The sequence below is a fragment of the Congregibacter sp. genome (assembly GCF_965660375.1).
Classification (GTDB): Bacteria; Pseudomonadota; Gammaproteobacteria; order Pseudomonadales; family Halieaceae; genus Congregibacter.
In genome coordinates, this window is sequence record NZ_CBFHZO010000028.1 from 1 (window position 1) to 21,819 (window position 21,819).

Below are 21,819 nucleotides of genomic sequence, written 5' to 3' on the forward strand. Positions count from 1 at the left end.
ACTTTCGGGAGGTGGGGGTGTGCCCCGTTTGGGGTATCTGGGTTTACTGCTCTTCGGTCGCTAGCTTTTCGATGCGCCGTTGTTCCATGTTGTAGATCTCCAACCAATCGATGGGACTCGAGAGGGGCTTTTCAGTCAGACGTTGCAGATGGGCGCCCACACCCCACCGTCGTGACTCAGATAAACCCCTCTCGCTTGGGCGATCACTAATGATGTCGGGCTGCCCGGGAAGGTAGGGGGGCGTATCTTTGGAGAAAACGGCGGGCCCTTGAAAATGCTGACTGCTAGCGATGTCAGCTTCAATGTCTAAAGAGTCCTGCTGGCAGCGTCTGGCGCCAACGGTCAATGCCCGCTGGACGTTCATCATGCCTTGACCTTGCACAAAAGGAGAGTAGGCATAGCGGCCATCAACCTCAATTGCCGGCTCAGCGCTGGTTATGAGCATGCATTTCAGCTCATCATTACTAAGTCCAGGCTCCACCTGCAGCATCAGCGCCACAAGCCCCGATACAAGCGCCGTGGCTTGTGATGTGCCCGTCATTACAAACTCCCCGCTCTGCAACAAATACTCCGGAAGCTGCCGACTTAAAGATGAACCGGGCCTGATGATGCCGGAGATGTGCCCGCCCATTGCGACAAGGTCCGGCTTTATGTGGCCCATAGGTGTTGGGCCCCGAGACGAAAAGTCCGGGATGTAGTCGTCATGGCGAGTTTTCTCTGTCCATGAGTCGGTAACGGCACCTACGGTAAGTAGATAGGGAAGATTGCCTGGAGAGCCGACGGTCATTGGCTCTGGGCCTTCGTTGCCCGCAGCCGCCGCAATAAAAATACCCGCCTTCCATGCTTGCATCAGTGCCTGATTCACCGGGTCATTCCAGTACGGCCATCGGGGTCGTGCAGCGAAGGACAGGTTCAGTACCCGGATGTTCAAGCGTTCGCGATTGTCCACAATCCACTGCACCCCCCGAACAATGTCCAGAAACCCAGCCTTACCTGACTCACCAAAGGCTTTTACTACGGCCAGCTTGGCATCCGGCGCTATACCTCGATAACTGGGCCGCGCTGTGTCATTGCGTGTGACCTCGCCGCTGCGGGCCAGAACGCTGGTCATGTGCGTGCCGTGGCCGCTATCGTCAAATGCCTCGTCGACTTCGACGCCGGCTATTGCGTCATAGCGGGCTAGCACCCGTTCTTCGCCTTGGGTATCCAGCCTCAATTCAGGGTTTGCCTCCCACAGCCCGGAGTCGAGTACTGCCACCGTAATGCCACGTCCGGTAACCCCGTGGCTGTGCAAAAGTGCTGCGCCACTGACCGTGGGGTAGTAGCTGTCAAGCAGAGGTTCGGAGTAGCTGGGTACCAGCTCGGTGATGCAGTCATCATTGACGCGGGCCTGCAATATCAGCTGGCTTTGCAGCGCATCACTGGCCCTGGGCGAATTCTCAAACTCAAGACGCAGGTCGACGGATTTTCCTGGCTTGAGCTCGAGCGGCTGCTCTCCCTGCCATACAACGTCTCGTGCGCTGCCCGGGTTCTCCTTGATAATCAGCCTCGATGAATCCCAGTGCACGGATTTGAGCGTTCCGAGTTCCGATGGCCAGGAGAGGTTGCCCTGGGCGACGTGCAACGGTTGCTCAGACTTGTTAAACAAGCGCCAGGATGCGACCCCGCCTTGCCAACGCAGTTCAATGGCCGCGCGCAGTGGACACTGGCCCAAATCAGGCGCTTCCGGCTCCGGTTCCCACGCCAGATCGTCGATGATACGGCTAATACTAGGAGTCTCTTCCTTGATGGCAGATAGCTGGTCAGCGTCCATCCGCGCTCCCACGGCACTGATGATAGGCAGGTCGTGAGTGACCTTTGCTCCGTGCCGGTCGATACTTTGCACAATGGCGTCTAGATCTGATCCCTGCAGCATAACCAGCAGGTCTTCGCCGCTCGCATGCGCGGTCTCATTTGACGCCATGACAAGGGATGCAGGCAGTAAACAGAACAAAAAGGGCAAAATCGCCGCGCAGAACAACGGGGCGGTGCTCTGGTTAATCCATGGGCGCATGGGTCTTATTTCCGGGACTTCCGCACTCGTTCAATCGTATCTGAATAATCCTGACTGATGGCGTTGGGCACATCCTCGGGATACAGGGGGCGGGCAAAGTAAAAGCCCTGCATAAGGTCGACGCCACGCTCGGCCAGATAGGCGAGCTGCTCTTCGGTTTCGATGCCCTCGGCGATGGAACGCATGTTCAGGGTTTTGGCCAGTGCGATGATCGCATCCACAATAGCTGCGCCATCGGCGCTGTTCATATCAGCCACAAAGCTTTGATCGATCTTGAGGGTGTTGATGGGGAAGCGTCTCAAATAGCTCAGGGACGAATAACCCGTACCAAAGTCGTCTATGGCAAGATCCAGCCCGAGAGATTTCAACTGCGACAGCTTAAGGATGTTGCTCTCGCCATCGGTCATGATGGCGCTTTCGGTCAGCTCCAACTCCAGACGCTCAGGATCCAGGCCTGAGCGCGATAAAAAGCCCTCCACGTAGTGGAGCAGGTCCGGTTGGTTGAACTGCAGCGGTGAGATATTCACGCAGACACGGAAGCTTGCCAGGCCGATGGAATCCCAGTAAACGCAGTGGCGCGCTACTTCCTTGAGTACCCATTCGCCGAGCTCGATAATCTGGCCGGTACTTTCAGCCACAGGGATAAAGTCCGCCGGTGAGATCATGCCGCGCTCTGGGTGTTTCCAGCGCACCAATGCCTCGAGGCTGACTACTGCACCCGTGACCGTCTCCACCTGTGGTTGATAGTGAAGCTCCAGCTGATTCGTGCGCATCGCCTCCCGAAGATCTTCCTCCAGTTTGAGGTGCTCCACCGAGCGCGCGTTCATTTCCTCGTTGTAAAAGCGGAAGCAGGCTCGGCCATCGGCCTTCGCCGCGTACATGGCGGTGTCTGCATTGCGCACCAGACTGTCCGCATCCTGGCCATCCTGAGGAAACATGGCAATACCGATACTGGGTGTCACCACCGGGTTGTGCGTTTGTAGTGCAATAGGCTCCGAGAGCGTCTTCATGATGCGAAGGGCAATGCGCTCAACATCATCGGTATGCTGCACATCGGCGAGCACTACCGTAAATTCGTCGCCACCCAGTCGGGCAATTTCTGTGTTGCCGTCGTGCTTCTGTTCGTCCTCGGCGCTGCCTTCCGTGTAGTAGCTGATCGCATCATCTTCTCGCAGCTCATTGATCAGCCGCTTGGAAATCTCTACCAGAAGGCGGTCACCGCGACCGTGTCCGATGGAGTCGTTGATACGCTTGAAGTTATCGAGGTCGATGAAGAGCAGGGCTGAAAAGGAGTCCAAACGCTGTGAGCGCTTGAGAATCCGGTTGAGCTGCTCATTAAAGCTGCGACGATTGGGCAGGCTGGTCAGAGGGTCAAAATACGCAAGGTAACGGAGCCGGTCCTCCTGGCGTTTGAGGCTGTTGAAGGCATTGCTTGCACGCAGCATGTATTGAACGTCGCGTCCCAGCAGTGACCAGTTAACAGGTTTGGTTTTGTACTGCGTAGCCCCCGCGTCAAAGCCGTCATCGATGGATTTCCGGTCATCAGAGCCGGTGACAATCATAATGGGGACGTTTTCCCCCTGAGGCATCGCGCGTATCCGCTGACAGACTTCCAGGCCGGTCATGCCGGGCATTTCCACATCGAGAAAGACCAGGTCCGGGCGCTCGCGAACAAAAGCCTCCAGCGCTTCGTGACCGTCTGCGGCCTCTACAACGATCATGCCCTCGGATTCGAGGCATTGACGGCTCAGTAGACGCACGTTCATGTCGTCATCTGCGACTAGAATCGTAGCGCGTTGTCCCGGCTGGAAAACCTCGTTGGACATAACTTAGAGTCGTTATAGAAGATAAGAAAGGCTATCATTGTGACGTGCTAATGCCCAGCACTGCCTGAGTGCAGAGACGACGAATATCTATGCTCTGTGCTACCATTTTTATGTTGTTATTCCCATAGGTTCAGCATGACTATCGCCTCCGATCGTCTGCAAGCGATTCGCGAGCAGGTCCAACATCACCTTGATAAAGATGCCGCGAAGCAATTGTCGCCGGAAGAGCGGCGCGTGCTTATTGCCAAAATCAAGGAGCAGCTCACGGCACATAACGCCGTAGTAGTGGCTCACTACTACACCGCCCCCGAGATTCAGGCCCTTGCGGAAGAGACCGGTGGCTGTGTGTCGGATTCCCTGGAAATGGCGCGCTTTGGTCATGACCATCCGGCTGAGACCCTGATAGTCGCGGGTGTTCGTTTTATGGGGGAGACTGCCAAGATTCTTACCCCGGACAAGCGCGTGCTTATGCCCACACTGGAGGCTACCTGTTCTCTTGATCTGGGCTGCCCGGCCGACGAATTTTCCGCGTTTTGCGATGAATACCCCGACCGCCAGGTGGTGGTTTATGCAAATACCTCGGCGGCCGTAAAGGCGCGCGCCGACTGGGTGGTGACGTCTAGCATTGCGCTGGATGTGGCAGAGCATTTGTCTGCACAGGGCGAAAAGATCCTATGGGCTCCCGACAGGCATCTGGGCGACTACGTTCGTCGCGAAACCGGTGCAGACATTGTGATGTGGGACGGCGCCTGCATTGTGCATGAGGAGTTCAAGGCTCGGGCATTGGAAGATCTCAAGCGCGTTTATCCCGATGCGGCGGTGCTGGTGCACCCGGAATCCCCTCAAAGCGTCGTGGAGCTTGCGGATCGCGTTGGCTCAACCACCCAGATCATCAATGCCGCAAAAGAAATGGATAATCCTCAATTCATCGTTGCGACAGATCAGGGGATTTTCTACAAACTTCAGCAGGAAGCGCCGGATAAGCAATTCATCATCGCACCCACAGCGGGTAATGGGGCGACGTGCCGCAGTTGCGCAAACTGCCCCTGGATGGCAATGAATGAGCTGCAATCTCTCGCCAGCGTGTTCGATCGTCAAGATAATGAGATCTACGTCGATCCGGCCCTGGGCGAGCGGGCTATGGTGCCGCTGCGACGCATGCTGAAGTTTTCCGCCAGTCGGGCTGCGTCGCGCCGCTAAGACTCCAGCATTGCTTTCATTTCGGCAACATCGTTGATGCGCTCATTGATCTTGGCGCTGGTGGTGTAATCGTTGCGCACAAGCTCCAGGGCATAGCGCAGCTGTTTTTCCGCCTGGTCAAGAATGCCGTTGAGAATGAAATACTCTGCCCGGGCCTGATGAAGGCCGATGATATTCCCTGACAGGCCCTGAACCTCTGCAAGAAGATACCAGAGATAAGGGTCGTTACCTTTGCGCTTGCTCTGCTCCAGTAGCACCTGCTCCGCAACGTGGGCCTGCTGGTCCTGCATCAGCGCCTCCGCATAGGTCATCGTTAGCGCATGATTGTGAGGATTTAGCTTCAGCCGGGCGGCGAGCTTCTGCACCGCGCGCTGGGGCTCGTTCTTGGCCATATCGATTCGCGCATCGGCGATCACGTATTCAAGCCTGTCCGGTTCCGCGGCCCATAGGGAGTCCAGCTCCAATGCCGCTTCGTCGCCGCGCCCTGCATCAGTCAGTGCCAGCACAAGGCCATAGCGGGCGGCGGCCGTGGAACGCGGCGAGCCGTCAAGCTCTTTTCGAAACGTGGCTGCAGCTTCCTCCGGTGTGTCGGCGAGTTGGTTGAGTACGCGGGCACGCATGAGCTGATAGTCGAGCTTTGCGGGGCGGATCTGCTTTGGGTACTGTCGGGCGCGATTGCGGGTATCGGCAATGCGGTTTTCCGATAGCGGGTGCGTACGCAGGAATTCGGGAATGCGGCTGCCCGTGGCGTAGCGCGAGGCCTGCATCATCCGGTCGAACATCGCAGAGGCCGCGTGGGGGTCCATCCCGGCGTTCACAATGGTCTGCATGGCGACGCGGTCTGCCTCTGCCTCATTACTGCGAGAGTAGCGCAGAGCCGAGTCCTGAGCGGCCGCCTGGGCCGCCGCAAGCGCCGCCATGCCCGCATCGCCGCCGGCGGTCGCCATCAGCACGAATCCCGCGAGCATCGCCGCCAGAGTCAATGGCTGCTGGGTTTTGGCAAACTCCACCCGTCGGGAAAAGTGCCGCTGACTCAGGTGAGCGATTTCGTGGGCGATGACCGTAGCGAGCTCGTCCTCCGTTTGGGCGTGCAATAGCAGGCCATTGTGAATCCCGATAACGCCACCGGGGACTGCAAAAGCATTGATCGCTGAATTATCGACAACCACCAGTTCCAGGCGTCGATCCTCAAGTTCGCTCTCCGCCGCGAGCTGAAAAATAAGGTCTTCCAGGTAACTAAAAAGCAGCGGATCGTTGACGGTCGCCACCTGGCTGCGGAACACGCGTAGCCAGGCGCGACCCAACTGGTACTCGTACTCTGCAGAAAACAAGCTGCTGCTCGATTCGCCCAGGTTAGGGATTTTAAGTTTTTCCGTGCGCTGCGCCTGCGAGGGTGCGGTGACGCACAGCAGCGCCGCCGACAAGAGGGAGATAAAAAGTCGGTTCCAAAAACGCGGATGCAAGAGGCCGCGGGCTGGTTTGGTGGCGATCATCGGCATGCAGTATTCTACGTGAGTCCGGTGGTCATCGATTTGCTTTGGGTGAATTAATCCCTTGGATGGTTCTCAGGCGTAGAAGTTCTCCAGATAGCTGCAGCTTATCCATCGGTCGTGCAGAGAGGGCGCAGAGAGCGCGCAGAGAAAGTAAACGCTGACACATTTTGAGAGGGAGAAGACGACTTTGAGCAGTGAGCAAGCATCTCACGCGGGAATAGGTCATGATGTGGATGCGCGGGTTGATGCCCGCGGCCATCGCTGTCCTATGCCCTTGCTGATGGCAAAACGAGGTCTGAATGCACTGGAAGTCGGGCAAACACTGCTACTGGTGTCCACCGATGCCGGCTCGCGACGGGATTTTGAGGTGTTTGCCAGGCAAAGCGGGCACGAGCTGCTCCAAACCCTGGATGTGGATGATGAGTTTCATTTTGTACTGCGCAAGAGCTGAGAATGCTTGAGATTCTACAAAAATGGTACGAGCGCTATCTCTTTGAGGAAGAGTCGGTGCTCCTGTTGGTGCTCATCATTTTGTCCCTGGTGCTGCTTGCGACCATAGGGGATATTCTTGCGCCGCTTTTGGCGTCTATCGTACTTGCCTATCTTGTGCAGGGCGTGGTGAACCTGCTTTGCCGATTAGGGCTGCCACCCTGGCTGGGATTTTTTCTGGCGTTCACCGCATTCATGGGGGCCTTTTTCGCGGTGCTCCTGGGTTTGCTGCCTCTGGTTTGGCGTCAGTCCATCGGGCTCATAACCGAAATTCCGCGCATGATCGATCAGGGGCGCGATCTCCTGGAGGTGCTTCCAGCGAGGTATCCCGAGGTCTTCAGCCAGACGCAAATTGATCAATTGCTGGCAGGGGTTCAGGGAGAGATCGCCGGTCTCGGGCAGACGGTCGTCACCGTGACGCTGGCCCGCATTCCAGGATTTATGACCTTGTTAGTTTACGTAGTGCTCGTACCTATCATCGTGTTTTTTCTGTTGAAGGATAGGACTCAGATTACCCGCTGGGTGACGTCCTTTCTCCCGGAGCGCCGCCCGCTGCTGAGCCGGATCTGGGCTGAGATGAACGTGCAGTTTTCGAATTACGCCCGGGGCAAGATGGTGGAAATCATCATCGTGGGTGCGACCAGCTATGTCAGCTTTACGGGGCTTGGTCTTCGCTATGCTGCGCTTCTGGGGTTGCTAGTGGGCTTGTCAGTCATCATCCCCTATATCGGGGCATTTCTCATTACTGTTCCCGTGGCCGCCGTGGCGCTGTTTCAGTGGGGACTTACTCCGGAATTTTATTGGGTGTTGGTGGTCTATCTTGTTATACAAATGTTAGACGGTAACGTCCTGGTGCCCTTATTGTTTTCCGAAGCCGTTAACCTTCACCCCGTCGCGATTATTGTGGCGGTGCTGTTTTTCGGCGGTATCTGGGGCTTGTGGGGTGTGTTCTTCGCAATACCCCTCGCAACTTTGATCAAGGCTGTAATCAACGCCTGGCCCAAACCCGAAACCGTTGCCGCTACTCAACCTTTAGCTCACTCTGCGGAGTAATTCTATGCATATCCGTATCACCGCGAAGCGCGCGGTGCAGGGAAGTCTGTACGCGCTGTTTGGTCTTTTGATTGCCTGTGCAAATCCTGATTTGGCGTCACTGTCCGGGGAAACGTCGGCTGCTGATGCGCCGGTGCAGAGCCCCAATGACCGCTTTGCCTACCGTCTGATAACGCTTGATAACGGGCTGAAGACCCTGCTCATATCCAACCCCGACACCCCGAAAGCGGCAGCCTCGCTGGACGTGCAGGTGGGCAGTGGCGACAACCCCGACGGTCGGGGTGGCCTGGCGCATTTTCTCGAGCACATGCTGTTCTTAGGTACGAAAAAGTATCCTGACGCCGCTGAGTATGAGCAGTTTGTTACGGAGCATGGAGGCAGCCGAAATGCCTATACCAGCTTTGAGCACACCAACTATTTCTTTGATATCGATGCCGGGCACCTTCCGGGGGCCCTGGATCGGTTTGCGCAGTTCTTCATCTCGCCAAACTTTGATGCCGCTTACGTGGATCGAGAGCGCAATGCCGTGCAGGCCGAGTATCAGATGGGACTGAAAAGCGATGGACGTCGAGGGCTTGATGTTTTTCAGGCTTCCATGAACCCCGCGCATCCATTCAGTCAGTTTGCCGTCGGTAGCCTGGAGAGCCTTGCAGATCGACCTGACTCGACGGTGCGTGATGACCTGCTGCAGTTTTACGAGGACCATTATTCTGCCGACATTATGCGCCTGGTGATCCTGGGTCGCGAACCCCTGGATTCTCTTGAGGACATGGCGACAGACATGTTTTCTGCCGTGCCCAACCGCGGCGTGGACCTGGAGCCGATCGATGAGCCGCTGTTCGTGGGTGCACAGCTGCCCATGCTCGTGAAGATCAAGCCCCAGGGCACCCTGCGTCAGCTGGAAGTGAATTTCCAGATTCCCGACTACCGGGGCGATTACACCGTAAAGCCCATGACCTACCTGTCGAACCTCGTGGGTCATGAGGGAGAAGGAAGCCTCTTGTCACTGCTGAAGCGCGAGGGGCTGGCCGATGCCCTGTCTTCCGGCACGGGGCTCAGCTGGCGTGGCGGTGAGTTGATGTCTCTGACCGTAAGCCTCACGGAGAAGGGCGTTGCCGAATACGAGCGTGTGCTTCAGGGCGTCTTTGCCTATCTGGAGTTATTGCGCTCTGAGGATCCCAGGGAGTGGTTGTACGAGGAGCAGGCTGCGGTCGCTGAACTGGGTTTTCGCTTCAGAGAGCCTTCGGCACCTATGGGCTATGTCAGTCGCCTCAGCAAGGCCATGCATTACTACGACGATCCCGACGTGCTTCAGGGCCCCTACCTCATGAGTGATTTTGATGCGGCCATGATTAGTGGAGCCCTTCAGTCCTTAACGCCGGAAAAAGCGCAGGTGGTGCTCACTGCCCCTGAGGTCAGCACGGACCTGACATCGCCCTACTATAAGGTTGGCTACAGCAAGCTCGGTCCCGAGGCGCTTATGCTGTCACGCTGGGAGAGCGATGATATCGACGGTTTGCACCTGCCCGAGCCAAACCCCTTCATCGCCGAAGATGTGGAGCTGGTTGCGCTAGCAGATGGTAATCCCCCACTGCCTGAGCTGCGTGTACAAGAACCTCGTAAGCGTCTGTGGTTCAAGCAAAGCGAGGACTTTCGCGTGCCCAAAGGGGCGATGTACGTGAGCTTTCGCTCACCACTGGTTGCGGCCACCGCCGAGCAAAAAGCCGCCTCTGCCTTGTATACGCGCATGGTGAAGGACGCGGTTCGTGAGTACACCTATCCGGCCCTCCTTGCGGGCCTGGGTTTCAACTTTTACACCCACGGCCAGGGCATCAGCATGCGCGTAAGTGGGTACAACGATAAACAGTTGGCGCTTCTGGAAGATCTATTGGTGAAAATCGCTGATCAGGCTTTCGATCCCGCACGCTTCGAGCGTCTGCGTCGCGACCTGGTACTGGGGCTTCAAAACACCGTGGCGCGACGACCCTCCTCGCAGTTGATAGACGATCTGCGGCGGGCCTTGAGTTCCGGCTCCTACGACGAGCCTGAGCTGATAGACGCTTTGGAAGCGTTGGACGTAGCCGGCCTGGATGCCTATCGCAAGCAATTCTGGGCGTCAGTGAAGGCGGAGGGAATGTTGTACGGCAACTATGCGCCCGCTGATGTGCAAAAAATGTCCAGGGTTCTTGATGTGGTGCTGAGTGACGGTGAGGGCGCGCCGGCTCTTGCGCCGAAGGTGCTGCAATTGGCAGACGATGAGTCCCTGGAATTACGCGCAGATATCGAGCATGACGATGCGGTCGTGGCCTGGTACCTCCAGGGTGGCGGTCAGACCTGGCGGGATCGGGCGATCGTTGCGCTCACCGGACAGATTACGGAGTCCGGTTTTTTTCAGCAGCTGCGCACGGAACAGCAGTTGGGCTATATCGTTTCCAGCTTTTACTGGCCCCAGCACGACGTGCCGGGCTTGATGCTCCTCGTTCAATCCCCGTCCCACTCTGCGGGACACGTTGTGGGCGCTATGGAGCAGTTTCTGTCGGATACGGTTCGGGACATCACCGAGGAGCAGTATCAGCGTCATCAGCAGGCATTGATCAACGCGACTCTGAAACCCCAGGAAAACCTCGGGGAGCGGGCCGAGTTTTATTGGCAGTCCATCGCCTCACGGGAATGGTCTTTCGATGGCCCCCAGGAGATGGCAGCGGCGGTGGAGTCAATCAGCTTTAGTGACTGGCAAGCGGCTTATCGTGACCTGTTCCTCGAAAACCCCCGTTCATTGCTCGCTTTGAGCGCCGGGGCAAAGGCAGCACCGGACATCGAGGGTAATGTAGTGTTTGACGACCCCCAAGCACTTAAAAAGGGGCGCGACCTGATTGCTGTCGACCTGGCGCCCCTATGAGGAGGCCGGCCGCCACCTGTCAAAGGGGAGCGTATTAGCGGGTAGCAAGGTCCAGCATAAGCCTGCACCGCTGTAACAGGGTTCTTAAATAGAACCCTGTCGCGATTCACCGGGGCTTGTGATCAAAATTTATACACCGTATGATGATGGTTATCGAGCTCGGAGCTGTTATCACGCCCGAGTAAATTCTAATAAAGAACTTACTGGTGCTTCAGGTCGCTGCCTGCTCGGTAGCCTCTGCAGCCAGCGCGGACGGGACCTCTTTCATGATCGATGACAACGACCCCATTGAAACTCGGGAATGGCTCGATTCCCTTGATAGTGTAGTGCGCGAGAGTGGTGATAGTCGCGCCCGATACCTGATGATTCAGCTGGCGAAGCACGCCGTGGATACCGGTGTCCCCCTTCCGCCCTCTATCACCACTCCCTTCCGCAATACCATCAGCCCTGAAGACGAAAAGCCCATGCCCGGTGATTTGTTTATGGAGCGTCGCATCCGCTCCCTGGTGCGCTGGAATGCCCTGGCGATGGTCATGCGGGCCAATGACAACGACGATGGTCTCGGTGGACATATCAGCAGTTTTTCGTCCTCAGCCACTCTTTATGACATCGGCTGCAATTACTTTTTTCGTGGCACCGAGGATGGCCATCCGGGTGACCTGGTGTTCTATCAGGGGCACAGTGCTCCTGGTATGTATGCGCGCTCCTATCTTGAGGGGCGCCTCGACGAGGAGCAACTGGACAACTTCCGCCGCGAGGTTGATGGCAAGGGTTTGTCTTCCTACCCCCATCCCTGGCTGATGCCTGACTACTGGCAGTTTCCCACGGTATCCATGGGCCTGGGGCCCATTCAGGCGATCTATCAGGCCCGAGTCATGAAGTATCAGAGCGACCGGGGTCTGCTGGACCAGAAGGACCGCAACGTCTGGTGTTTTATGGGGGACGGTGAGTGTGACGAGCCGGAATCCCTCGGTGCTATTTCTCTGGCGGGTCGAGAGCAGCTCGGTAACCTCATCTTTGTTGTGAACTGCAACCTGCAGCGTCTCGACGGCCCTGTGAGGGGTAACGGCAAAATCATTCAGGAGTTGGAGGGCGTGTTCCGGGGCGCCGGCTGGGACTGTCTGAAGGTTATCTGGGGACGAAAGTGGGATCCGCTGCTTGAGCGCGATGAGTCCGGCATGCTGCAAAAACGCATGGACGAGGTCTGTGACGGCGAGCTTCAGAATTACAAATACAACGGGGGTGCCTATACCCGGGAACATTTTTTCGGCAAATATCCCGAGTCCCTGGAGTTGGTGAAGGATCTTTCTGACGACGACATCATGTACCTCAATCGGGGCGGGCATGACCCCTACAAGGTTTATGCAGCCTATGCGAAGGCGGCGGGTCAGTTTGAGCGGCCCACGGTGATTCTTGCTATGACGGTAAAAGGTTACGGCACCGGTGAGGCGGGAGAAGCGAGTAACGAAACACACTCGCTGAAAAAACTGAACATGGATGCCCTGAAATCCTTCCGTGACCGCTTCGCGATTCCCATCGATGACGATGATCTTGCGTCAGTGCCCTATTACCGGCCCGATGAGAACAGTCCGGAAATGCGCTACATGCGGGAGCGTCGCCGAGAGCTGGGTGGCTGCATACCCGCGCGCCGCAGCGATGCGCAGGTGCTCCCCGTACCCGGTCTTGACGCATTTTCTTCACAGACCAAGAGCAGCGGTGATCGTCAGGTGTCTACCACCATGGCCTTCGTGCGCATGTTGTCCACTCTGGCTAAAGATAAGGCAATCGGCCATCGCGTAGTGCCTATCGTGCCCGACGAGGCACGCACCTTTGGTATGGAGGGCATGTTTCGCCAACTGGGCATCTATTCCTCCGTGGGCCAACGGTACACGCCCCACGATGCTGATCAGATCATGTTCTATAAAGAGGACATCAAAGGCCAGATTCTCGAGGAGGGCATCAATGAGGCGGGAGCCGGATCCGCCTGGCTCGCCGCGGCAACGTCCTACAGCACCAGTAATTACCCCATGGTGCCCTTTTACATTTTTTACTCCATGTTCGGATTCCAGCGCATCGGCGATTTGCTCTGGGCCGCAGGCGACAGCCAGGCCCGGGGGTTCCTCATCGGTGCAACGTCCGGTCGCACCACGCTTAACGGCGAGGGGCTCCAGCACCAGGATGGCCACAGCCATCTGTTGGCGGCAACGATCCCCAACTGTGTGAGCTACGACCCGACCTACGCCTACGAACTGGCAGTGATTATTCAGGATGGCATGCGGCGCATGTATTCCGAGCGTGAAAATCGTTTTTATTACATCAGCACCATGAACGAAAACTACCCGCAGCCCGCGATGCCTGACGGCGTGGAAGCCGGCATTGTCAAAGGCATGTATCGCCTTAAAAGTGCCGACGGTGATGCTCCCCGTCTCCGGCTCTGCGGCGCAGGAAGCATCCTTAGGGAAGTGGAGGCCGCAGCAGAGATGCTGCGCAATGATTATGGCGTCGATGCGGAAGTTTGGAGCCTGCCGAGCATCAACGAATTACAGCGCGACAGTAAGCAGGCGGAGCGCTGGAACATGTTGAATCCCGGTGAAGAGCCGAGAAGGGCGTTCTTTACCGAGCAATTGCAGGGCAGTGATGCTCCCGTGGTCATCGCCACGGACTACATGAAGAGTTTTGCCGAACAGCTTCGCGCCGCCTGTCCCGCGCCGCTGTACGTTCTGGGTACCGATGGCTTTGGGCGCAGTGACACCCGCGCCAAACTGCGGCATTTCTTTGAAGTGAGCCGCGAGTTCGTGGTACTGGCGTCCCTGAGCGCCCTGGCTGCGCGAGGTGAATTCAGTGCCGAGGATGTCGCTGCAGCGCGCGATGCCCTGGGTATCGATCCGAACAAGGTAGACCCCACAACGATATAAAAAGCAGTCAAGGCCGCGTCAGTCGTAGCCAGCAAGGAGAGAGTCCGTGGCACAGGAAACAGTCCTAGTCCCTGATATTGGTGGTTCCGATGCCGCTGAAGTCGTTGAGGTGTTAGTGAGCGTCGGCGATAGTATTGAAGTTGATCAGGGCCTCATCGTGCTTGAGTCCGACAAAGCCTCCATGGAAATACCCTCCACCGTCGCCGGAACCGTGGTCGAAGTCCTTGCCAGCGAAGGCGACGAGCTGGCAGAGGGCGGTGAAGTTGCGGTGATCAAAACCGCGGGTGATGACAGTGCCAACAGCGCAGAGAGTGCCAACAGCGCAGAGAGTGCCAACAGCGCAGACAGTGCCAACACCGAAAAGAAAAGTAAGGCCGAAAGCTCGGCCAAAGATGACGGAAGTAGCGATAGTGGCAGTGAAGAGTTGTCCGCTGAACGCGCTGACGACAAGCCCGACGAGTCCGAAGAACCAGAAGCCGCTCACAAAAGTGCCACAGCGAATGCCGGCGCCAGGGAGTCTATAGAGGTCCCCGTGCCGGATATCGGCACTGATGAGGCTGTGGATCTCATCGAGGTGGCGGTCAGTGTCGGCGACAGCATCGCTGAAGGCGATACCCTGGTTGTGCTGGAGACTGACAAGGCCTCTATGGAAGTCCCGTCACCCTCGGCGGGTGTGGTGACCGCGCTGCGCGTCGATGAGGGGCAGCAGGTGAAAGCGGGCGATGTGCTGCTGCTCATGGATGTGGCCGCAGATTCAGGCGCTAACGCTGCTGCGAAATCCGACACGGACGCCAGCAGCAAAGCGGACCAGACCGTCGCAGATGCCTCTACGCAAAAGCCGGCAAAGGTACCGCAGGCAGCGGAAGCGCAATCAAAGCAGGTCGATGCGCAGGCAGAGAAATCCGGCCCCGGCTCTGGCGGCAAAAAAGTCTATGCGGGTCCCGCGGTCCGGCGTCTCGCGCGGGAGTTTGGCGTCCCCCTGGAGTCGGTAAAGAGTAGTGGTCCCCGGGGGCGCATTCTCAAAGAAGACCTCCATGACTACGTGAGCCGCGCGCTTGCCGCACCTGAATCCAGCAGTGGCGGCGCCGGGATACCACCTATCCCCGAGGTGGACTTTGCATCCTTTGGCCCGGTGGATGTGGTAGATCGCAGTAAAATCGACAAGGTGACTGCCGCCAATATGCAGCGGAGCTGGCTCAATGTTCCCCATGTTACGCAGTTCGACGATGCCGATATCACCGAGATGGAGGCGTTTCGAAAATCCCTCAAGGGTGAAGCGGAGAAACGGGGAACGCGCCTGACGCCTCTGCCCTTCCTGCTCAAAGCCTGCGCGGTGGCACTCAAAACTAACGAGAAGATTAATTCTTCCCTCAGTGATGGAGGCAGCACGCTGACGCTCAAGCGCTATGTCCATATCGGCATGGCCGTGGATACACCGGCGGGCCTCGTGGTGCCGGTGATTCGTGATGTGGACCAGAAGACGCTTTGGGAGCTGGCGGATGAAGTGATTGAGCTTGCCGGCAAGGCGCGGGATCGCAAGCTCAAACCCGCTCAGATGCAGGGCGGTGGTTTTACCGTATCGAGTCTTGGATCCATCGGAGGGCGCGGATTTACGCCTATCGTCAATGCACCGGAGGTGGCTATTCTGGGCGTGAGCCGCGCCGATACGCAGCCGGTCTGGGACGGACAGGCTTTTCAGCCCCGACTGCAGTTGCCTCTGGGGCTTTCCTATGACCACCGGGTGGTCAATGGCGGGGATGCCGGTCGCTTTCTCACCGAACTTTGCGCGCTCCTTGGAGATATCCGTAAACTTCTGCTCTGAACACCGTTGAGGCAGTGAGCGTGAAACCCTGGCAGCAAGAATTCCTTGACACCCATCGGCTGCAGGCGAGCTATCTGCATACCGCAGAGCGCTATTTTGAGCCTTTGGTAAGGGCGCTAAGCACTCGCCAAAGGCAGCACGGCGACCCGTTAAAAGTTGCTTTGAATGGAAGCCAGGGCTCGGGGAAGAGCACTCTGGGCGATTATCTTTGCGCCTGTCTGGCTGAAGACTTCGGGCTGTCTGCCGTGGCTCTGTCTCTCGATGACTTCTATTTGACCTACGCCGAGCGCGCGGCTCTGGCCGAGAACGTTCATCCTTTGCTGCAAACCCGCGGTGTGCCGGGTACTCACGATGTGGCGCTGCTGCGCAATACACTGGACGCGCTGAGTCGGCCGTCAGAGAGGCCCGTGCGAATACCCCGATTTGATAAGTCCAGGGACGACCGAGCGCTGCCCGAGGCGTATTCCGCCTGCCGGGCGCCGGTGGATGTGATTATTCTGGAGGGGTGGTGCCTGGGAGCCCATAGCGAAGCCTCTTCTCATCTTGTTAAGCCAATCAATGCGCTGGAGCGGGATGAAGATACATCGGGTCTTTGGCGCGGCTACTCCAATGAGCAGCTTAGAACCTGCTATGAGCCTCTCTATGACGAACTGGATTTCTGGGTGATGTTGCAGGCTCCGGATTTTGATCAGGTACTGCGCTGGCGTAGCGAGCAGGAGCAAAAGCTTTGCGACGCCGTGGGCGGGCAGGGGGCCGGACTTATGGACGAGAGTGCGCTCCAGCGCTTTGTTCAGCACTTCGAGCGCTATACTCGGCAGTGCCTGCAAGACCTTCCCGAACGGGTCGATGTGCTTTTTCAAATGGACGAGGATCGTAATATCGTTGCAGTGCGCGGTCTGGAGATAGCAGGATGAGCGCAGCGGTCTATCTGGTCGTTACGGATCTGGATGGTTCACTGTTGGATCATCATGACTACAACTACGAAGCGGCAAAGCCGGTGCTGCAGGTGCTGGAGGAAATGCGCATTCCCGTGGTGCTTGCCTCCAGTAAAACCCGTGCCGAAATGTTGGCGCTGCGAAAGGAGCTCGACAATGAGCATCCGTTTATTGCTGAAAACGGCGCTGTGATTTGCATTCCCGAGCGCTATTTTCAGGAACAACCGAAGGATAGCGAGCTAAGGGACGGCTATTGGATAAAAGAGCTTGCGCCGTCGCGGGAGCAGTGGCGTGCTGTCCTTGATGAGCTGCAGAACAGCATGCCCGGATCCTTTATGGATTTTGCCACCGCAGGTACTGATGGCATTGTGGAGATGACGGGATTGAGCTTTGACAAAGCAGCGCTGGCCAATGAACGGGAGTACAGCGAGCCAGTGCAGTGGCGAGGGAGCGAAGAGCAGTTGGATGTGTTTTTATCGGCTGTGCGAGAGGCGGGGGCCAGCGTTTTGAAAGGGGGACGCTTTTACAGCGTGTCGGGCGATTGCGATAAAGGTAAGGCGCTGCTCTGGCTTCGTCAGGAATATGCGCTGGCGGCGGGGGCTTCGGCTGTTTATGATCTAGCGGTGGGAGACGGTGAAAACGATGTTCCCATGCTCGAAGTTGCCCGCCACGCTTTACAAATTCCCGCGCAGGACCGTGCGCTGCCGGAACTTGAGCGCGTTGATGGAGTGATAGTCGGGGAGGGCTATGGCCCACAGGCCTGGTCCTTGGGGGTCCGCGAGTGGTTGCGCGGCCTGTATCAGTCGCGTGAGGAAGGCTAGGCATGGCGGATTTTTATCAGAACGGCATCATCACCACCTTACATAATCTTGCCAACAGACCTGTAGAGGACCTCGAAGCAGAGCTGGTTGGTTTTAGCAAGACCCGCCCCATGGGATTATTGCTGCCCTCTCTTTATTCCGAGCTCGAGGGGGAGGCAATGCCCCGCATCCTCGACCACCTTGCCAAGGTGCCTTATCTGAACCAGATCGTGATCGGTCTGGATCAGGCGACAGAGGACCAGTATCGGGATGCACTGAAGTTCTTCTCCCGTCTCCCACAACCGCACCGGGTGTTGTGGAACGACGGGCCGCGTCTCAAGGCGATTGATGAGGAATTGCGGCAGATGGACCTGGCGCCCCGGGAACTCGGAAAGGGACGCAACGTCTGGTACTGCATGGGCTACCTGCTGGCGGCGGACCGTGTGGAGTCCATTGCCTTACACGATTGCGACATCCTTACCTATGATCGCTCGCTCCTTGCCCGGCTTATTTACCCGGTAGCTCACCCCAATTTCAATTACGAGTTTTGCAAAGGCTTTTACGCACGGGTTGCCAACGGAAAAATCAATGGTCGGGTAAGCCGCTTGCTTGTCACGCCCCTGCTCCGGGCGCTCAAGAAGACCCAGGGGGATATGGAGTATCTTAATTATATGGATAGCTTTCGCTATCCCCTGGCTGGTGAATTCTCTTTTCGCAGGGATGTGCTCAACGACCTTCGTATCCCCAGTGACTGGGGGCTGGAGATAGGCGTTTTATCGGAGATGCACAGAAACTATTCGAATAACCGTTTATGCCAGGCTGATATCGCAGACAACTACGACCACAAGCATCAGAAGCTGTCAGCAGACGATGCTTCCGGCGGGTTATCCCGGATGTCCATCGACATCAGCAAAGCGCTGTTTCGAAAGCTTGCAACACGGGGTGTGGTGTTCAGCTCCGAGAGCTTTCGTACCTTAAAAGCCAGCTACTATCGGGTGGCGCTGGATTTTGTAGAGACCTATCACAATGATGCGGTGATGAACGGTCTCGAATATGATCTGCATGGTGAAGAGCGAGCGGTGGAGCTTTTCGCTGAAAACATAATGAAAGCCGGTGAGGCGTTTCTTGATCGGCCCATGGAGCGGCCGTTTATCCCGAGTTGGTCTCGGGTGAGTAGCGCCATGCCAACGGTACGCGACCGGCTTTTGCAGGCAGTGGAAGAGGACACCGCGGAGTATGCCCCCAGTTGAGCATGCGGGCTCCAACGAGGGCCTTGATGAAAATCCCCATGGTTTAGCACACAGAGTTGCCCAGCAGCTCTCGGTGATTTATGCCGGCGGTGAAATCACAGCAGATATGCAATCCCTTGCCGAGGATCTGCTGACCATAATGCGGCTCGAAGATGATATGCCGCAGCCAAACCCTTATCTCAATCATTGGGATCAGCGTGATGCCCTGATGATTACCTACGGAGACAGCATCCAGCAGGAGGGACAGGCGCCGCTGCAGACGCTGAAGCACTGGCTGGATCACTACGCCGATGGTTGCATCACCGGTGTGCATATCCTGCCTTTTTGCCCCTGGAGTTCCGATGATGGGTTTTCTGTCATCGACTACCTGCAGGTCAATGAGATCCTCGGCGATTGGGATGACATCCTCGCCATTGGCGCCAAATACAATCTCATGGGCGATCTGGTGATCAACCACTGTTCCAGTGCCAGCCAGTGGTTCACCAATTTTCTGTTGAACAAAGAGCCGGGCAAGGACTATTTTGCTACCGCATCACCCAAAGACGACCTGTCTCTGGTGGTTCGCCCGAGAACATCACCGCTGCTTCGCGAAGTGGAGGCCGTCGATGGTACGCGCCATGTGTGGTGTACCTTCAGCCATGATCAGGTGGACCTCAATTTCCGAAATCCCGAGGTGCTTAAGCGCATGGTGGAGATCGTGCGTCACTACCTCGATAACGGCGTACGGATCTTTCGTCTGGATGCTGTGGCCTTTCTCTGGAAAAAGCCCGGGACCAGTTCTCTCAATTTGCGAAAAACCCATGAGATCGTTCGCCTGCTGCGCACACTGCTAGAGCACGCCCGTGGCGATGCCATGATCATCACCGAAACCAATATCCCCAATCAGGAAAACCTCTCTTATTTTGGTAACGGGAACGAGGCGCATTGCGTCTACAACTTTTCTCTGCCTCCGCTGCTGGTAAATACACTGGTAACCGGCGACTGCTTTTATTTGAAGCAATGGATGATGAGCATGCCGCCGCCCCAGCACGGCACCGCCTATTTCAATTTTATTGCGTCCCACGATGGCATCGGCCTGCGTCCTGCTGAAGGTCTGCTGTCCGATGAGGAGTTGCAGGCGCTCATAGGCACCATGCGCCGCTTTGGCGGACATGTGTCCTACCGGGCTTTGGATGACGGGCAGAACAAGCCCTATGAGATCAATATTGCGCTTATGGATGCGCTCCAGGGCACCGTGGCCGGGCCCGATGAGTATGGCCTCCAACGCTTTATCTGTGCGCACGCCATCATGCTGGGACTGGAGGGGATTCCCGGCATCTACGTGCACAGCTTGCTGGGAACGCGCAACGACCTGGAGCGTCTGGAGGCGACGGGGCAGAACCGCGCGATCAACCGCCATCAGTGGCAGCTCGAGGATTTGGAAGCCCGGCTGGCGGACGCCGGTTCTGAGCATGCGCAGGTATTCAAGGGCATCATGAATCTGCTGGCGATCCGACAGAATCAATCAGCATTTCATCCCAACGCAACCCAGTTCACCTTACATCTGGGGGCCACGCTGTTCGGCTTCTGGCGCCAGAGCTCGGACCGTCGTCAGAGTATTTTCTGCATTACCAATGTGAGCAATGAGGCTGAGTATCTGCCACTCAGTGACATTAATCTTATCGAGGCGCAGGACTGGTCAGACCTGATCTCCGGCGAGGACTGCAACAAGCAGCAAATGCTCCTTGAGCCCTACCAAACCGTCTGGATAAGCAACCGTCGGGACCACCGCTAGTTCCGCAAATCCCTGTGCTAGAATTTCGCTCCTTTGATGGGAGTTCGCGCGGCGATGCTTGTCTTCGATGGCACGGTCTCGAACCCCTCCTGAGACTCGATTTTTAGGGATAGCGCTTTATGGTTATCAAGCCACGCGTACGCGGCTTTCTTTGCACCACCACACACCCTGTCGGCTGCGCGGAAAACGTGCGACGCCAGATTGCCTATGTGCGTGGCAACGGCACCGTTAGCGACGGGCCCAAGCGGGTGCTGGTGATCGGATCGTCCACCGGCTACGGCCTCGCCTCAAGGATCGTTGCCGCTTTTGGCAGCGGTGCGGAAACACTCGGTGTGTTTTTTGAGAAGGAGGGCACGGAGCGCAAGCCTGGTACGGCAGGCTGGTACAACTCCGCCACGTTCCACGCCGAGGCAGAGAGCGCCGGCCTGTATGCGAAGAGCATTAATGGCGATGCTTTCAGTGACGAGGTAAAGCAGCGGGCCATCGAAGAGATTCGCAATCATATGGGGCAGGTGGATCTGGTCGTGTATAGCCTGGCCTCGCCGCGCCGCACCCATCCCCGTACCGGCGATGTTCACAGCTCCACCTTAAAACCCATTGGCAGCGCGACCACGCAAAAGGGAATCAACACCGACAAGGGCGAGATTCAGGAATTTCATCTCGAGCCGGCGACCCAGGACGAGATTGATAACACCGTGGCCGTCATGGGGGGTGAGGATTGGCAGTTCTGGATCGAGGCTCTGGACGAAGCGGGAGTGCTTGCGGACGGAGCCAGGACCACAGCCTATACCTACGTGGGCGAGAAATTGACCTGGGATATCTACTGGCACGGCACCATTGGTGCTGCCAAAAAAGATCTCGACCGTCGAGTTATTGATATTCGGGAGCGTCTTGCCGCCAGGGGTGGTGACGCTCGCGTATCCGTACTGAAGGCCGTGGTCACTCAGGCGAGTGCGGCTATCCCCGCCATGCCCATCTACCTGGCGATTCTCTTCAAGGTGATGAAGGAGCAGGGCACTCATGAGGGCTGCATAGAGCAGGTCGACGGTCTGTTTCGCGACTCACTTTACGGGACGAGTCCAAGCCTTGATGAGGAAGGGCGCTTACGCGCCGACGGCAAAGAACTGGATCCTGAGGTGCAGGCGGCCGTGGCAGAGCTGTGGGAGCAGGTAGCTACGGAGAACCTTCACGAACTCTCGGATTTTGCGGGTTATCGCCGGGAGTTTCTGCAGCTCTTTGGCTTTGAGGTTGACGGCGTCGATTATGACGCAGACGTCGATCCCCTGGTTCCCATCGCTCAGTTAGTCTGA

The 21,819-nt window shown here is 57.2% G+C and carries 14 protein-coding genes; 11 read left to right on the plus strand and 3 right to left on the minus strand.

Annotation, left to right across the window (positions count from 1 at the left end; genetic code table 11):
- Window positions 1–43: 43 nt before the first annotated feature.
- Both ACTG3T_RS02285 and ACTG3T_RS02290 read right to left on the minus strand, forming a co-directional pair.
- Window positions 44–1,963, minus strand: a complete 1,920-nt coding sequence (locus ACTG3T_RS02285) for a S8 family peptidase (RefSeq protein WP_439100646.1) — start codon at window positions 1,961–1,963, stop codon at window positions 44–46.
- Window positions 1,964–2,058: 95 nt separating this feature from the next.
- Entirely contained in the window at window positions 2,059–3,879 is a 1,821-nt protein-coding gene (locus tag ACTG3T_RS02290) for a two-component system response regulator (protein WP_439100647.1), read from the minus strand.
- Between the two features lie 135 nt (window positions 3,880–4,014).
- On the opposite strand from ACTG3T_RS02290, the gene nadA reads away from it, so the two are divergent.
- Window positions 4,015–5,079, plus strand: coding sequence for a quinolinate synthase NadA (gene nadA / locus ACTG3T_RS02295; protein ID WP_439100648.1), 1,065 nt, complete (start codon window positions 4,015–4,017; stop codon window positions 5,077–5,079).
- Here the strand turns inward: nadA and ACTG3T_RS02300 are convergent.
- Window positions 5,076–6,578: a M48 family metalloprotease gene (locus tag ACTG3T_RS02300; RefSeq protein WP_439100649.1), complete on the minus strand. Its 1,503-nt coding sequence runs from the start codon at window positions 6,576–6,578 to the stop codon at window positions 5,076–5,078. The two genes, nadA and ACTG3T_RS02300, sit on opposite strands and share 4 nt — an antisense overlap.
- A gap of 181 nt (window positions 6,579–6,759) precedes the next feature.
- Between ACTG3T_RS02300 and ACTG3T_RS02305 the strand changes: the two genes are divergently transcribed.
- From ACTG3T_RS02305 to fabV, 10 genes are all read left to right on the plus strand, one after another.
- Window positions 6,760–7,023 (plus strand): sulfurtransferase TusA family protein, encoded by a 264-nt coding sequence (locus ACTG3T_RS02305; protein WP_439100650.1) that lies wholly within the window; start codon window positions 6,760–6,762, stop codon window positions 7,021–7,023.
- Window positions 7,024–7,025: 2 nt separating this feature from the next.
- Window positions 7,026–8,114 (plus strand): AI-2E family transporter, encoded by a 1,089-nt coding sequence (locus ACTG3T_RS02310; RefSeq protein WP_439100651.1) that lies wholly within the window; start codon window positions 7,026–7,028, stop codon window positions 8,112–8,114.
- Window positions 8,115–8,118: 4 nt separating this feature from the next.
- A complete protein-coding gene (locus ACTG3T_RS02315) occupies window positions 8,119–11,013 on the plus strand; it encodes an insulinase family protein (protein WP_439100652.1) in 2,895 nt (964 codons plus the stop codon).
- 266 nt (window positions 11,014–11,279) lie between these two features.
- The gene (aceE, locus tag ACTG3T_RS02320) at window positions 11,280–13,928 is read left to right on the plus strand and encodes a pyruvate dehydrogenase (acetyl-transferring), homodimeric type (protein ID WP_439100653.1); all 2,649 of its coding nucleotides are present in this window, start codon (window positions 11,280–11,282) and stop codon (window positions 13,926–13,928) included.
- A gap of 46 nt (window positions 13,929–13,974) precedes the next feature.
- A complete protein-coding gene (gene aceF, locus ACTG3T_RS02325) occupies window positions 13,975–15,750 on the plus strand; it encodes a dihydrolipoyllysine-residue acetyltransferase (RefSeq protein WP_439100654.1) in 1,776 nt (591 codons plus the stop codon).
- Window positions 15,751–15,770: 20 nt separating this feature from the next.
- Window positions 15,771–16,664 carry a hypothetical protein gene (locus ACTG3T_RS02330; protein WP_439100655.1) on the plus strand — a complete coding sequence of 298 codons (894 nt, stop codon included), beginning with the start codon at window positions 15,771–15,773 and terminating at the stop codon, window positions 16,662–16,664.
- Entirely contained in the window at window positions 16,661–17,506 is an 846-nt protein-coding gene (locus tag ACTG3T_RS02335) for an HAD-IIB family hydrolase (protein ID WP_439100656.1), read from the plus strand. Before ACTG3T_RS02330 ends, ACTG3T_RS02335 begins: the two co-directional genes overlap by 4 nt.
- Before the next feature lie 2 nt (window positions 17,507–17,508).
- Window positions 17,509–18,735, plus strand: a complete 1,227-nt coding sequence (locus ACTG3T_RS02340; protein WP_439100657.1) for a glycosyl transferase — start codon at window positions 17,509–17,511, stop codon at window positions 18,733–18,735.
- Entirely contained in the window at window positions 18,722–20,509 is a 1,788-nt protein-coding gene (locus tag ACTG3T_RS02345) for a sugar phosphorylase (RefSeq protein WP_439100658.1), read from the plus strand. The genes ACTG3T_RS02340 and ACTG3T_RS02345 overlap by 14 nt, the downstream gene beginning before the upstream one ends.
- A 119-nt stretch (window positions 20,510–20,628) precedes the next feature.
- Window positions 20,629–21,819, plus strand: coding sequence for an enoyl-ACP reductase FabV (gene fabV / locus ACTG3T_RS02350; protein ID WP_439100659.1), 1,191 nt, complete (start codon window positions 20,629–20,631; stop codon window positions 21,817–21,819).

What these genes read in the sequence shown, in the direction of transcription:
- ACTG3T_RS02285 (WP_439100646.1), bottom strand. Translation starts at nt 1,963, where the DNA reads ATGGCGTCAAATGAGACCGCGCATGCGAGCGGCGAAGACCTGCTGGTT.
- ACTG3T_RS02290 (WP_439100647.1), bottom strand. Translation starts at nt 3,879, where the DNA reads ATGTCCAACGAGGTTTTCCAGCCGGGACAACGCGCTACGATTCTAGTC.
- nadA (WP_439100648.1), top strand. Translation starts at nt 4,015, where the DNA reads ATGACTATCGCCTCCGATCGTCTGCAAGCGATTCGCGAGCAGGTCCAA.
- ACTG3T_RS02300 (WP_439100649.1), bottom strand. Translation starts at nt 6,578, where the DNA reads ATGCCGATGATCGCCACCAAACCAGCCCGCGGCCTCTTGCATCCGCGT.
- ACTG3T_RS02310 (WP_439100651.1), top strand. Translation starts at nt 7,026, where the DNA reads ATGCTTGAGATTCTACAAAAATGGTACGAGCGCTATCTCTTTGAGGAA.
- ACTG3T_RS02315 (WP_439100652.1), top strand. Translation starts at nt 8,119, where the DNA reads ATGCATATCCGTATCACCGCGAAGCGCGCGGTGCAGGGAAGTCTGTAC.
- aceE (WP_439100653.1), top strand. Translation starts at nt 11,280, where the DNA reads ATGATCGATGACAACGACCCCATTGAAACTCGGGAATGGCTCGATTCC.
- ACTG3T_RS02335 (WP_439100656.1), top strand. Translation starts at nt 16,661, where the DNA reads ATGAGCGCAGCGGTCTATCTGGTCGTTACGGATCTGGATGGTTCACTG.
- ACTG3T_RS02340 (WP_439100657.1), top strand. Translation starts at nt 17,509, where the DNA reads ATGGCGGATTTTTATCAGAACGGCATCATCACCACCTTACATAATCTT.
- ACTG3T_RS02345 (WP_439100658.1), top strand. Translation starts at nt 18,722, where the DNA reads ATGCCCCCAGTTGAGCATGCGGGCTCCAACGAGGGCCTTGATGAAAAT.
- fabV (WP_439100659.1), top strand. Translation starts at nt 20,629, where the DNA reads ATGGTTATCAAGCCACGCGTACGCGGCTTTCTTTGCACCACCACACAC.